This is a genomic window from Acidovorax sp. LjRoot194 (genome assembly GCF_964253015.1).
Lineage (GTDB): Bacteria > Pseudomonadota > Gammaproteobacteria > Burkholderiales > Burkholderiaceae_C > Acidovorax.
Genome location: NZ_CAXUQB020000001.1, coordinates 1752559 through 1765091 on the forward strand (window position 1 = coordinate 1752559; position 12533 = coordinate 1765091).

13 protein-coding genes are annotated in these 12533 nt (G+C 68.4%); 5 read left to right on the forward strand and 8 right to left on the reverse strand.

The annotated features are described in order from the left end of the window. Positions 1–18 precede the first annotated feature (18 nt). The 3 genes from ACSQ3N_RS07995 to ACSQ3N_RS08005 are packed head-to-tail and all read left to right on the forward strand — an operon-like array spanning position 19 to position 2238. Positions 19–951 carry a DUF3034 family protein gene (locus tag ACSQ3N_RS07995; RefSeq protein ID WP_056162023.1) on the forward strand — a complete coding sequence of 311 codons (933 nt, stop codon included), beginning with the start codon at positions 19–21 and terminating at the stop codon, positions 949–951. Positions 952–982: 31 nt separating this feature from the next. Beyond that, entirely contained in the window at positions 983–1471 is a 489-nt protein-coding gene (locus tag ACSQ3N_RS08000) for a group I truncated hemoglobin (RefSeq protein WP_369817102.1), read from the forward strand. 5 nt (positions 1472–1476) lie between these two features. Then, on the forward strand, positions 1477–2238 hold the full coding sequence (locus tag ACSQ3N_RS08005; RefSeq protein ID WP_436146016.1) for a cupredoxin domain-containing protein: 762 nt from the start codon (positions 1477–1479) through the stop codon (positions 2236–2238). A 306-nt stretch (positions 2239–2544) separates the two neighbouring features. Here the strand turns inward: ACSQ3N_RS08005 and ACSQ3N_RS08010 are convergent, their stop codons facing one another. From ACSQ3N_RS08010 to ACSQ3N_RS08045, 8 genes are all read right to left on the reverse strand, one after another. Further along, positions 2545–3534, reverse strand: coding sequence for a c-type cytochrome (locus tag ACSQ3N_RS08010; RefSeq protein ID WP_436146017.1), 990 nt, complete (start codon positions 3532–3534; stop codon positions 2545–2547). A gap of 176 nt (positions 3535–3710) precedes the next feature. After that, complete coding sequence (locus ACSQ3N_RS08015) at positions 3711–4781, reverse strand: ABC transporter substrate-binding protein (protein ID WP_436146018.1); 1071 nt, start codon at positions 4779–4781, stop codon at positions 3711–3713. A gap of 43 nt (positions 4782–4824) precedes the next feature. After that, entirely contained in the window at positions 4825–6003 is a 1179-nt protein-coding gene (locus tag ACSQ3N_RS08020; RefSeq protein ID WP_436146019.1) for an NAD(P)/FAD-dependent oxidoreductase, read from the reverse strand. Next, positions 6000–7406: an FAD-dependent oxidoreductase gene (locus ACSQ3N_RS08025; protein WP_436146020.1), complete on the reverse strand. Its 1407-nt coding sequence runs from the start codon at positions 7404–7406 to the stop codon at positions 6000–6002. Before ACSQ3N_RS08025 ends, ACSQ3N_RS08020 begins: the two co-directional genes overlap by 4 nt. After that, positions 7403–7729, reverse strand: a complete 327-nt coding sequence (locus tag ACSQ3N_RS08030) for a (2Fe-2S)-binding protein (protein ID WP_156370855.1) — start codon at positions 7727–7729, stop codon at positions 7403–7405. Before ACSQ3N_RS08030 ends, ACSQ3N_RS08025 begins: the two co-directional genes overlap by 4 nt. Positions 7730–7744: 15 nt before the next feature. Next, complete coding sequence (locus tag ACSQ3N_RS08035; protein ID WP_436146021.1) at positions 7745–8539, reverse strand: ABC transporter permease; 795 nt, start codon at positions 8537–8539, stop codon at positions 7745–7747. Between the two features lie 5 nt (positions 8540–8544). Further along, entirely contained in the window at positions 8545–9441 is an 897-nt protein-coding gene (locus tag ACSQ3N_RS08040; protein WP_436125598.1) for an ABC transporter permease, read from the reverse strand. Then, on the reverse strand, positions 9438–10526 hold the full coding sequence (locus ACSQ3N_RS08045) for an ABC transporter ATP-binding protein (protein WP_436146022.1): 1089 nt from the start codon (positions 10524–10526) through the stop codon (positions 9438–9440). The genes ACSQ3N_RS08040 and ACSQ3N_RS08045 overlap by 4 nt, the downstream gene beginning before the upstream one ends. 294 nt (positions 10527–10820) lie before the next feature. Here ACSQ3N_RS08045 and ACSQ3N_RS08050 point away from each other — a divergent pair, with 294 nt between their 5' ends. Together ACSQ3N_RS08050 and ACSQ3N_RS08055 are read left to right on the forward strand one after the other, a co-directional pair. Further along, positions 10821–11693, forward strand: coding sequence for an IclR family transcriptional regulator (locus ACSQ3N_RS08050; RefSeq protein ID WP_056162046.1), 873 nt, complete (start codon positions 10821–10823; stop codon positions 11691–11693). 71 nt (positions 11694–11764) lie between these two features. Beyond that, positions 11765–12400 (forward strand): GNAT family N-acetyltransferase, encoded by a 636-nt coding sequence (locus ACSQ3N_RS08055; RefSeq protein WP_436146023.1) that lies wholly within the window; start codon positions 11765–11767, stop codon positions 12398–12400. The last annotated feature ends 133 nt before the right edge of the window (positions 12401–12533 follow it).

The following is a 12533-nucleotide window of genomic DNA, read 5'->3' on the forward strand; positions in this document are numbered from 1 at the left end:
AACCGTTGGGAGATCACGATGAAACACAGGCTCCACTGCATCCTGCTGGCCGCGCTGGCCCTGGGCGCCGGCCTCGCGCAGGCCGACACCGGCAAGCTCTTGCTGACGGGGGGCGTCAGCACCATAGGCGGGTCGGCCGGCGGCGGGCTCACGCCCTGGGCCGTGATCGGCACCAACGCCACGGCGGGCGAGGTCGGCTACAGCGGCTACGTCATGCGGGCGGCCACGCAGGACTACAGCCTCAACGGCTACGGCGTGGCCGTCGGCCTGCATGACCGGGTGGAGCTGTCGCTGGCCCGGCAGGATTTCGATGCCTCGCCCGCGCTGGCGCTCAACGGCATCGCGCCCTTCGGCGTCACGCCCGGCCAGCACATCAAGATGGACGTGGTCGGCATCAAGGTGAAGGTGGCGGGCGACGCCATTCTGGATGCCGACAGCCTCATGCCGCAGATCGCGGTGGGCCTGGAGCACAAGCGCACGCACCCGGGCTCCATCGGGTCGGTGCTGGACTTTCTGGGCACAAGGACCAGTGGCACCGATGTGTATGTGAGCGCCACCAAACTGCTGCTCGCGCAAAGCCTGCTCGTCAACGGCACGCTGCGCTACACCAACGCGAACCAGAACGGCCTGCTGGGCTTCGGCTCGGCCGCACCGGGCAAGAACAGCCGCAGTCTGCAGCCCGAGTTCTCCATCGCCTATTTGTTGAGCAAAAACCTGGCCGTGGGCGCCGAGTACCGCTTCAAGCCCAACAACCTGCAGGCGCTGGGCGCGGCCGCCGGCCTGGGCGCCGCGCTGCGCGAGGACGACTGGAAGGACATCTTCATCGCCTGGGCGCCGACCAAGAACGTGTCGCTCACGCTTGCCTACGTGGACCTGGGGCGCATCGTGCCGGGTATCACGAACAACCGCCGCCAGACGGGCTACTACCTGTCTGCCCAAGTCGCGTTCTGATGTACCGAGTGACGCACCGGAGTACCCCATGATGAACAAACACCACCTTCTCGCCTTGGGCCTGGCCGTGATGGCCTGCATGGGCGCCCCTGCCGCCCTGGCCCAGGCTGCGCCATCGTCCACCGCGACCCCAGCCACCAACGCTGCCGCAACGTCAGCACCCGCAGGCCTGTACCTAGCGCTGGGCGAAAAGCCCGGCATCGCCCGCCTGATGGACGACTTCGTGAACCGCGTCGTGAAGGACCCGCGCATCGGCGGGCACTTCAAGGACGTGAAGCCCCAGGCGCTCAAGGAAAGCCTGACGGACCAGATCTGCCAGATCAGCGGGGGGCCTTGCAAATACGAAGGCGCCGACATGAAATCGGCCCATGCCGACATGGACATCAACAAGGGCCACTTCAACGCCCTGGTGGAGGTGCTGCAAAGCGCCATGGATGCCCAGGGCATACCCTTCGTCCAGCAAAACCGCCTGCTGGCCCTGCTCGCGCCCATGCACCGCGACGTGATCACCATCCGTTGAACGCCATGAAAAATACTATAGTTTTGATAGCTGCTTGCGCAGTATGGACGAGCGCCAGCGCCGGAAATGTCCAGATCCAGGTGCTGGACCGCGACGGCAAGCCGGTGCCCGACGCCGTGGTGGTGGTCTACCCCGGGGCCGCTACAGGCGCGCAGCCCAGCCTGCTGCAGGCCAGCCCCACCATCGAGCAGGAAAAGATGCGCTTCGTGCCCGCCGTGACGGTGGTGCCCGCGGGCGCCACGGTGCGCTTTACCAACCAGGACCGGTGGGACCACCACGTGCGCGGCAACCCCACCGGCGCGGCGGCGGCGGGTGCTGCTGCTCCATCTGCCAGCAGCAACTTCGAACTGCGCCTGGCCGGCAAGGCCGACGGCAAACCCGCCAACTTTGCCGACGTGAAGCTGGACGCGCCCGGCGTGGTGCTGCTGGGCTGCCACCTGCACGGCTCCATGCGCGGCCATGTGTTCGTGACCGATTCGGCCTGGACGCTCAAGACCGACAACGACGGCATCGCGCGCTTCCCGGCTGTGCCGGACGGCGGCGCCCAGGTGCGCGTGTGGCACGCCGAACAACTGGTGGACCTGCCGCGCAAGGCGCTGAACGTGGTGCCCGGCCCGGTGCTGGACACCGTGCAGCTGAGCGTGGTGCCCCGTGTGCGCCGCGCGCCGGCCGCCACGCCAGCCACGCCTTCCAACACGCCGGGTGGCCCGGCGGGGTCGTACAGCCTGGCGCCTGCGCATGGTGGGCATGCGCATTCCGGGAGCTGACCGGTCGTCGTAGGGCAGGGCGTTCATGCGCGCCTTCGCCCTCGCCCTCGCCCTTGGGCCCGGCCTGCACTTCATTGCACCACCCACACCGTTCACTCTGAGCTGGTCGAAGGGCATCGCAGGGCTTCGAAAGCTCAGCCCGAACGGCTTGTGGTCCGAGCGAATGGTGGCCCGAAAGGTTGATTACCCGAGCGGGTGTTTATCGGAAAGGGTCGTTGCCCGAGAGGCCGGTCGTGTGAACGCATCGTTTTCGGAGCGCCGGGCGGGGCGGGCAGTTCAGTCTGCGCCGCTCACTCCTTGCGCGCTTCATCCCGGCAGCCTGAGCCCCATCGGTGTCGACGGCACGGTGATGGCGCTGCTCGTGTCACCGCCCAGTGCCGGGGCACTCACGCGGCCCTGTCTCACGCTGCCGGCCGGTGCGTTGAGGTACAGGTACAGCGCCTGCGCATCCGTGTCGCTCAGCTGCCCCAGTGATTCGAACGGCATCACCTGGATGGGCGTGCCGTCGGGCCGCTTGCCGGTGCGCAGCATCGCCACGAAGCTGGCGGCACTGGGGTAGCGCGCCATGGCGCTGTCGGCGTGCTGGGCGCCGGGGCGGATGTCCGCGGCCGCAGGCCAGTCGGGCGGGCCGCCCGGGATCTTGCCGCCTTCCAGCGTGGCGCCGTGGCAGCCGATGCACATGTTGGCCACATATTGGCCGTTGGCCAGCGTCACGCCGGCCGGCACGGGGCGTGATGGCGCCAACTGGTGGTCGATGCGCGCAGCGGCGTCGGGGATCACGCCCAGGCCGTACAGCACCCAGGCGGGGCGGGGCAGGTCCACCACGGCCTGGGCCGTGACTTCCTGGGGCGGCAGCTGGCGCACGTACGAGACCAGCGCGTTCAAGTCGTCGTTGGTGAAGCGGTTGTAGTCTTCGCTGGGCATCACCATCACCGGGCGGCCGTTGGGTTTGACGCCGTGGCGGATCACGCTGTTCCAGTCCTCGGGCTGGTAGCGGCCCACCACGCCCGCCGATGTGATGTTGGGGCCGACGATGCGCGTGCCCTTGCCGTCGTTCACGAACTCGCGGCCAGCGCCCTGTGCGCCATGGCAGTCGGTGCAGCCGCGCGATGCATACAGGTAGCGGCCACGTTCGATGGTCTGCGCATCGGTGGTGTACGCCACGGGGCGGGGCTTGATGTCGATGTAGCGGTTGCGCCGCTGCTCTGCCAGGTACAGGCCGGTGGCTGCGGTGGCGGCAACGATCACGCCCAGCAGCAGTGCGCTGCCTGCGGTCCATTGGATCCAGCGTTTCATGGTGGGGGCCCTCTTCTTCGAATGAATTCCGTGTTCAGGCGGCGGATTCTGAAGTCGAAGAAGCGGTTTGGGGCACCCAGCTTTCGCAGGGTGTGGCGGGGCCGGTGACATTTGTCACAAACAGCCCTGCCGCGTGGAGCGGCGCCCCAGCCGCTCCAGCGCCCAACGCTCAACGCTCAACGCTCGATGGTCTTGTTCCAGCGCGTGTTCCAGGCGGGGCGGTTCGCGTTCACGCTGTCCCAGTCCAGCGTCACGGCGTTCTTCATCCATTGGCTGATCTGTGCCACCTGCGCCGCGCCCTCGCCCACAGCCGGTGCCTTGGGGTTGGTGGGGATCTGCGCGCCGAACTGCAGCACGTTGGCCTGGGCCAGCGGGCTCAGCAGAAACTCGGCGAGTTTTTGCGCCAGCTCGGGCTCGCTGTTCTTGGCGATCACGCATTGGCCGGTCATGAGCACCACCGAGCCCTCCTTGGGCTGCGCGTACTCCACCGGGATGCCCTTGGCCTTGAGCGCTGCCACTGCCGTGGGCGTGAGCGGGAACATCGCAGCCTCGCCAGTCTGCACCATCTCGGAAATCTTGGCGGAGCTCGGGATGTACTCGAGCACGTTGGGGCCGACGGTCTTGGCCCAGTTGTTGAAACCTGGCTCCACGTTCTTGTCGTTGCCGCCCTGGATGCGGTTGAACATCAAAAACCCGTGCAGGCCGAAGGAGGACGACGGCATCGACTGGAACACCACCTTGCCTTTGTATTTGGGGTCGGCAAAGTCCATCCACGACGTGGGCGCGGCCCAGCCTTTTTCGGTGAACATCTTGGTGTTGTAGGCGATGCCGGTCATGCCCAGGCTCACGCCGCTGGCCAGGTCGTCCTTGAAGCGGGCGGCCGGGTAGATGTCGTTCAAGTGCGGGTTGGGGCGCTGCTTCTCGCACAAGCCCATGCCCATCGCGCGCACCATGATGCCGTCATCGAGGAACATCACGTGCATCTGCGGCTTGTCTTTGTTGGCCTGTGCCTTGGCCAGGATGTCCGACGACGTGCCGGGCACCACCACCACCTTCACCCCATGCAGCTTCTCGAACGCCGGGAACACGTACTGGGTGTACGCCTTCTCCATGGTGCCGCCGTTCATGCCGATGTACAGCGTTTTGGTTTGTGCGGCGGCCGTACCGGCGGCCGCCAGGGCGGTGGCAGCCGCCGCAGCCAGCAGGCCACGGCGCAGGGAGACGTTCGTGCGGAAAGCGAAGTTCATGGTGATTGCCTTTCGGTGGGTCAGGGGGTGAAGGATCGGCGGCTCAATGGGCCGGCACTGTGGTTGTCGGGGTGGCGTTATCGACAGGCGTCGGTGTCTCGTCGAATCGCGCCAGAGAAAACGCGTCGATCGGTGTGCTGGTCTGCCCGTCGCGCGCCAGTTCGGCCAGCACTTCGCCCACGGCGGGGCCGATCTGAAAACCCGCACCCGCAAAGCCGAAGCCGTGGATCAGGCCGGGCGTGGTGCGGCTCTTGCACAGCACGGGCTGGCGGTCGGGCAGGTAGCCTTCGGTGCCGCTCCAGGTGCGGATGAAGTGCGCGTGCTTCAGCGCAGGCAGCAGCTCGACCGCCTGCACGGTGAGCGACGCGATGGCACTGCGCTCCGAGCGCGCGCGGTCGCCGTCGAGCCAGAAGCCCGACCCGCCGCCCAGCACGAGGTTGCCGCGCGCCACCTGGCGGCAGTAGATGCCGCCGCCTTCCACGCCCAGGCTCCATTGCATGAAGTAGGGCAGGGGCTCGGTGACCATCATCGCGGGGTGGCCGGAGCGCAGCGGCACCTGCTCGCCGAACTGCTCGGCCATGGCACCGGCCCAGGCGCCCGCGCAGTTGAGCACTATGGGCGCCTGCACCTGCAAAGCCTGGCCCGAATGCAGCGTGAACAACTGCCGGCCGTCGTGTTCGATGCGCGTGAGCGGTGATCGCTCGAAGATCTGCGCACCCGCGCGCTGTGCGGCCAGCGCGAAGGCGGGCGACACCAGGCGCGGGTTGGCCTGTCCGTCGTCCACGCACAGCGACCCGCCCACGGCCTTGCCGCCCAGCCACGGACATTCGCTGCGCAGGCGCTCGCCGCTGATCAGCTCGATGCCCAGATCGAAGTCACGGCTCAGGTCGGCGTAATGCTCCAGCGCGGCCATGTCCGCGTCGCTGCGCGCGATCTTGAAGTGCCCGGTGCGGGCGTACTCGCCATCGGTTCCGATGAGCGCGGGCAGGCGTGCCCAGATCTCGTGCGCGCGCTGCGCCAGCGGCAACTGGCTCAACGGCCGCCCCTGGCGGCGCACGCCGCCGTAGTTCACGCCGCTCGAGCGCGAGCCGCACAGGTCGCGCTCCAGCAGCACCACGTCCACGCCCTGGCGGCGCAGGGCCAGCGCGGCCGATGCACCCACGATGCCGCCGCCCACGATGGCGACGTCGGTCTTGATGGTTCGAGGCGTGCTGCTGCTCATGCGCTGGCTCCCGCGTCCGTGGCCTGCCGTGCCTGCAGGTGGATCGGTACCGGTTTGATCGGCGCCTGCCCGCGCAGCCGGCCCACCCGCTCCACGGGCTGGCCGGTGGCCTGCGCCAGGATCTCGGCCGCTGCCACGCCACAGCTGCGGCCCTGGCAGCGGCCCATGCCCACGCGGGTGAGCGCCTTCAGGCGGTTCATTTCATCGGCACCGGTCTCGCGCACGCAGGCGCGCAGATCGCCGGCCGTGATGTTCTCGCAGCGGCACACCACCAGCGCGTCGGGCGCGTGCGCGGCCCAGTCGGTGGGGAAGGGAAACGCACGCTCCAGCCCGTGGCGAAACCGCACCAGGCGATGGAGCTGTCCCTGCAGCGCCTGCATGCGCGCCGCATCCACGGCCGTCCCGTGGTCCTGCAGCAGCGCCAGCGCGGCCAACTCGCCGGCCCACTCGGCCGCGTCGGCGCCCATGATGCCCGCGCCGTCGCCCGCCAGGTACACGCCCTGCACGCTGCTCCGGCCCGCGGCATCTCGCTCGGGCAGGTGGGCGCGGTGCATGGGGGCCCAGGCAAAGCGGCAGCCCAGCAGGTCGGCCAGCTGTGTTTCGGAGCGCAGCGCGTAGCCAAAGCCCACGGCGTCGCAGTCCAGCGTGTGCTCACGCCCGGCGCCATCGGCCCACACCACGCCGGCCACGCGGCCGTCGCCCAGCACGCGCACCGGGCGGATGCCGCTGTGGATGGGCACGCCGTGCGCGCGCAGCCAGCCCACGTAGTACACGCCTTTGGCAAACACCGCAGGCTGCGTCAGCATGGCAGGCACGGCGGCCAGCTGGTCGGCAAAGCGCGCGGTGTCCAGCACCGCAGCCACTATGGCGCCGGCCTTGGCGTACTGGTAGGCCACCAAGTACAGCAGCGGGCCCGTGCCCATCAGCACCACGCGGCTGCCAATGACGCAGCCCTGGAACTTGAGCGCCACCTGCGCGCCGCCCAGCGTGTAGACACCCGGTAGTGTCCAGCCCGGCAGGGGCAGCACGCGGTCGGTGGCGCCGCTGGCCACGATGAGCTGGCTGTAGGGCACGGTGCGCGTGGTCTGCGTGGGGCCATGCAACACGTCCAGCAGGCCGCCCTGCGCGTTCCACACCAGGCTGTCCGGCTGGTAGTCGATCTGGGCGTGCAGGCCGTCCAGCGTGCCGTGCAACGCGGTGGCACGCGCGGCCTCGGTGCCGTACAGCGTGGCGGGGGTGCGCTGGAAGTGGGAAGGTGGGCGCCGGTAGATCTGCCCGCCGCCGCGCGCGGCTTCGTCGATCAGTACCGGCCGCACGCCGTGGGCCGCCAGCGTCTGCGCGGCGCGGATGCCGGCCGGGCCTGCGCCTACGATCACGGGTTGCAAACCAGGCGCCGTCGTCATGGCTGGCCCCCGCTGGCAAAGGTGGCCGCGTCGGCGGCTTCGGTGCGCAGCGCCATGCCGGGTGTGATGAAGGTGCTGCAGGCGCGCAGGCGCTCTCCGCTGTCGGTCGTCACCCAGCAGTCCTGGCAGGCACCCATCAGGCAAAAGCCCGCGCGCGGCTCGTGGCTGAACTCGTTGCGGCGCAGCTGTGCGCGCTGGGTGAGGATGGCCGTCAGCACGGTGTCGCCTTCCAGTGCCGTGGTGGGGCGCCCGTCCAGCGTGAAGGGAACGGCGCGGCGCGTGGTCTCTGCCACGCGGTGCAGCAAGGCGGTATTCACAGTCATTGCAGTCGCGCTCATCTACTTCCGTCCGACGAGGACACGGTCGAGGCCATACACGCGGTCCAGCAGCACCATCGCAAACGCCGTCACCGCCACCATGAGCGCCGACACAGCCGCCATCAACGGGTCGATGGACTCGGTGGCATACATGTACATGCGCACCGGCAGCGTCACCGTGCTGGGCGAGGTGACGAAGATCGACATGGTCACTTCGTCAAAGCTGTTGATGAAGGCCAGCATCCACCCGCCCGTCACGCCCGGCAGAATCATGGGCAGCGTGATGCGCGTGAACACCGTGGCCTGGCTGGCGCCCAGCGACAGGGCTGCGTGCTCTGCGCTGCGGTCGAACCCCACCAGTGCCGCCACCACCAGGCGCAGCGTGTACGGGGTGACGATGAGCGCGTGCGCCACCACCAGCCAGCCAAAGCTGCCCGTGCCGCCGATCAGCGCGAACAGGCGCAGCAGGGCCACGCCCAGCACCAGGTGCGGGATGATCAGCGGCGACAAAAACAGGCCGTTGAGAAAGCCGCGCCCAGGGAAGTCGTAGCGTGTGATCGCAATGCCCGCGGGCACTGCCAGCACTGTCGCCAGCGTGGCCGACGCCAGAGCCAGCCACAGGCTGTTCCAGAACGACTGCATGAAGTCCGGGTGGTCGAACACCGCCTTGAACCAGCGCAGCGAGAACTCGGTGGTGGGCAGCGTCAGCGTGTTGTGCGGCGTGAAGGCGACGATGCACACCACCAGCAACGGGGCCAGCATGAAGGTGATGACGAGCGCGTTGAACGCGAGGGCGATGGGGCCGTTTTTTTGCATCGCGTTCACCCGAGAGATTTTTTGTACCGACCTTCAACCAGACGGTTGTAGCTCAGCATCACCACCAGGTTGGCCACCAGCAAGGTCAGCGCAATGGCGGCGCCCAGCGGCCAGTTCAGCTCGTGCAGGTACTCGTCGTACACCACCGTGGCCACCATCTTCAGCCGCCGCCCGCCGAGCAGGCCGGGAATGGCGAACGAGCTGGCTGCCAGGCCGAACACGATCAGGCTGCCCGACAGAATGCCCGGCAGCACCTGCGGCAAAACGATGCGCCGCAGCGTGGTGAAGGGCGATGCCTGCAGCGACAGCGCGGCGTTTTCCACACCCGGGTCCAGCTTCTGCAGCGATGTCCACACGGGGATCACCATGAACGGCAGCATCACGTGCACCAGCGCCACCACCACGGCGATCTCGGTGTAGAGCATCTTCACCGGGCCGATGCCGACCAGGCCGAAGGCAGCGTTCACCAGGCCTTCGGGGCCGAGCAGCATGCTCCAGCCGAAGGCCCGCACCACCACCGACACCAGCAAGGGCGCCAGCACCACCAGCAGCAGGATGGAGCGCCACGGGTTGCGCATGCGGCTGAGCACGTACGCCTCTGGCGCGCCGATGGCCACGCAGATCAGCGTGACCAGCCCGGCGATCCAGAACGTGCGCCAGAAGATCGCGTGGTAGTACGAATCGGCAAACACATGGCGGTAGTGCTCCAGCGTGAACTCGCCCGCCTTTACCCCCGTGGCCGGGTCGAACGCGTTGAACGACAGCACCGCCGTGAGCGCCAGCGGCACCAGCAGCAGCACGGTGAACAGCAGCAGCGCAGGGCCGGACAGCCACCAAGGCATGGCCTTCTTGCCCAGCAGCGGGTGGGGTGCTGCGGACAGGGTCGATGATGTAGCTGTCATGCCATGGCCTCGGCACCTGCCACCGCGGGTTCATCGGCGGGCAGCAGGCGCATGGAATGGTCGGGCCAGTCCAGGCCGGTGCGATCGCCTTCGTCCAGCGCGTTGCGGCCGTCATTGGGCACCAGCACCATCAGGTCGCCCAGGGGGGTGCCCACGCGGTACAGCCACTGGCTGCCCAGAAAGAAGCGCTCGCGCACTTCGCCGTCGATACGGCCCTGCACTGCAGACACCAGCTGCAGCTTTTCGGGCCGCACGCTCAGCAGCACGGCCGCGCCGGGGCGAAACTGCGCGCCGTCCACCCGCACCTCGATGGGCCCGGCGCCCACGTGGGTGTGGGTGCCGGTCGCCGACGTCACCTTGCCGGGCACGAGGTTGGCCTTGCCCACGAAGGTGGAGATGAAGCGGGTGCGCGGGTGCTCGTACACGCGGTGCGGGTGGTCGATCTGCGTGGCGCGGCCGGCCTCCATCACCACCACGCGGTCGCTGATGGACATGGCCTCGCTCTGGTCGTGCGTGACCATCACCGTGGTGGTGCCCACCTTGCGCTGGATCTGGCGCAGCTCGAACTGCATCTCCTCGCGCAGCTTGGCGTCCAGGTTGGACAAGGGCTCGTCGAGCAGCAGCACGGGCGGCTCGATGACCAGTGCGCGCGCCAGGGCCACGCGCTGGCGCTGGCCGCCCGACAGTTCGCGCGGGTAGCGCGTGGCGTGCGGCTCCAGGTGCACGAGGCCCAGGGCCTGGGCCACCCGGTCCTTGCGCTCGGCCTTGGGCACCTTGCGCATCTCCAGGCCAAAGCTCACGTTGTCGGCCACCGTCATGTGCGGAAAAAGCGCATAGCTCTGGAACACGATGCCCAGCCCGCGCGTGTTGGCCTTGGCGTGGGTGATGTCGCGCCCGTCCAGCTCGATGCGCCCGCTGCTCACCGCCTCGAAGCCCGCGACCATCTGCAAGGTGGTGGTCTTGCCGCAGCCCGAGGGGCCGAGCAGGGAGACGAATTCGCCTTTTTCCACCGTGAGGTTCATGGACTGCACCGCGCAGGTGCTGCCGTAGAACTTGGTCACGTCGGTAAGTTGGAGGAAGGACATGGGGGCCTTTCTTCGGGTTCCGGTTTCTTGCCAGGCGCGTGCTCTGACGGCGCGGCGCATGGATGTCTTTGTGCCGGGCGGCCTTTGCCAAACAAGGTGCCTTGGCACCGCTGCACCGCGGCGGTGCATGGGATCGTTCAGGATGGGGGTGCCCGGCGTTTTCAGTTCACTCTATTGCAACAACTGAACCAGATCGCACCGGGTATTCCACTAATCAGAATTTTTATTCAAATTATTCCGATCATTGGAATGTGATGGGTAAAATGGAACCCATCTATTCCGCAGGAACGACGCATGGAAGCAGCAACCGCAGGCACGGGCGGTGTCCCCCGGGTCTTTGCCCTCATCCGCGCCCTGGTGGCCGTGCAGGCCGAGGGCGGCCGGGTCACCCAATTGGCGCGTGCTATCGGTCTCACGCAGGGCACGACGCACCGTTTGCTGCAATCGCTGGTGGCCGAAGGCATGGTCGAGCAGGACGAGCGCAGCAAGCTCTACCGGCTGAGCATGGACTTCTTCGCCCTGGCTGCGCGCGCCGGCAACCCGGGCGACCTGCGCAGCCTGTGCCGCCCGGCATTGCTGCGGCTGTGCGGCAGCCTGGGCGACAGCATCTTTTTGCTGGCGCGCAGCGGCTTCGACGCCATCTGCCTGGACCGCAGCGAGGGGCCCTTCCCGATCCGATCGTTCACCGGCGACATCGGTGGCCGCGTGGCGCTGGGGGTGGGGCAGGGCGCGCTGGCCATCCTGGCGTTCCTGCCCGAGGCCGAGCGCGAAGAGGTCATCCGCTTCAACCTGTCCCGCGTGCGCGAGTACGGCGTGTACGACGAGGTGTATTTGCGTACCGAGATCGAGCGCGTGCGCCAGCAGGGCTACGCAGGTCGCAACACCGGCCTGCTCGAAGGCATGGCCGGTGTGGCCGTGCCCATCTGCGACCGCGAAGGCCGCGCCGTGGCGGCGCTGAGCGTGGGCACCATCGCCGACCGCCTGAACGCCGACCGCATGCCCACCGTGGTGGAACTGCTCAAGCGCGAGGCGGCCGCGATCGGGCCGAAGATCAATCCGTTCGATGCGACGCTGAGAAGGCCTGCGCAGAGCCTGGCGGGCTCGCCGCCCGAGCAGCGGTTTATGCCTGGCGCAGACCCGGCCTTGCTGCCGGGGCGTCCCGACTGACGAGCAACCGCGCGCATCCTGGCCTGCCGCTGTGCGATGCGCGCCCTGGCCTGCCACACACCACAACGCAGATGCACACACACCCTACATCCTCATCGCTGCCACCGCTGCCCGAGCCATCGCCGGTGTGCGACGCCCTGGCCACCGCGCTGATGGACGACCCGTTCTACCAGGCCGTCACCGTCGACAGCGCACACGACCCCGCACTGCGCCACCGCGTGCTGGCGCAGTACTTTGCGCTGGCCATGGACGAGGCCAATGCGGTGGGCGAGGTGATGGTGTCGGGTGATGACGGCGCAGCGCTGTGGGCCACCAGCCGGGCCACCGCCAGCGAGAAGGCGGTGCACAGTGCGCGGCGCACCGAGGGCCTGGCCCGGTGCCTCGGCCCCATGGGTTTTGACAACTACCAGCGCATCGGTGCCGCGATGGAGGCGCAGGTGCCTGACCCGCTGCACGCTGCGTGGTACCTGTCGATCCTGGGGGTGCGCCCCGCAGCGCGGGGCCGCGGCGTGGCGCAGCGCTTGGTTGCGCAGACCTTGGCCCGCGCAGATGTGGCAGGCGCCACCTGTTATCTGGAGACCTTCAACCCGCTCAGCCTAGCGTTCTATCGACGCCTGAACTTCGTGCGCGAGGTGCCCTGTGTGGAGCCTGTCTCGGGCCGTGCCTACTGGCTCATGGTGCGCGAGGCCAGGCCGCCGCGCGCCTGATGGCACGGGGGTGGGCGCCGTGAGACGCCGCAGCGTGGTGCCACGTCTTCTCACCCTCTGCGCACCTGCCCCCCCCCCCGCAATAGCCTGTACCCGCCTGAATCGACCCGGGCAATGGGGTGATCCGCCCGTT

Coding starts and splice junctions, on each gene's coding strand:
- ACSQ3N_RS07995 (WP_056162023.1), top strand. CDS start 19: ATGAAACACAGGCTCCACTGCATCCTGCTGGCCGCGCTGGCCCTGGGC.
- ACSQ3N_RS08000 (WP_369817102.1), top strand. CDS start 983: ATGAACAAACACCACCTTCTCGCCTTGGGCCTGGCCGTGATGGCCTGC.
- ACSQ3N_RS08005 (WP_436146016.1), top strand. CDS start 1,477: ATGAAAAATACTATAGTTTTGATAGCTGCTTGCGCAGTATGGACGAGC.
- ACSQ3N_RS08010 (WP_436146017.1), bottom strand. CDS start 3,534: ATGAAACGCTGGATCCAATGGACCGCAGGCAGCGCACTGCTGCTGGGC.
- ACSQ3N_RS08015 (WP_436146018.1), bottom strand. CDS start 4,781: ATGAACTTCGCTTTCCGCACGAACGTCTCCCTGCGCCGTGGCCTGCTG.
- ACSQ3N_RS08020 (WP_436146019.1), bottom strand. CDS start 6,003: ATGAGCAGCAGCACGCCTCGAACCATCAAGACCGACGTCGCCATCGTG.
- ACSQ3N_RS08025 (WP_436146020.1), bottom strand. CDS start 7,406: ATGACGACGGCGCCTGGTTTGCAACCCGTGATCGTAGGCGCAGGCCCG.
- ACSQ3N_RS08030 (WP_156370855.1), bottom strand. CDS start 7,729: ATGACTGTGAATACCGCCTTGCTGCACCGCGTGGCAGAGACCACGCGC.
- ACSQ3N_RS08035 (WP_436146021.1), bottom strand. CDS start 8,539: ATGCAAAAAAACGGCCCCATCGCCCTCGCGTTCAACGCGCTCGTCATC.
- ACSQ3N_RS08040 (WP_436125598.1), bottom strand. CDS start 9,441: ATGACAGCTACATCATCGACCCTGTCCGCAGCACCCCACCCGCTGCTG.
- ACSQ3N_RS08045 (WP_436146022.1), bottom strand. CDS start 10,526: ATGTCCTTCCTCCAACTTACCGACGTGACCAAGTTCTACGGCAGCACC.
- ACSQ3N_RS08050 (WP_056162046.1), top strand. CDS start 10,821: ATGGAAGCAGCAACCGCAGGCACGGGCGGTGTCCCCCGGGTCTTTGCC.
- ACSQ3N_RS08055 (WP_436146023.1), top strand. CDS start 11,765: ATGCACACACACCCTACATCCTCATCGCTGCCACCGCTGCCCGAGCCA.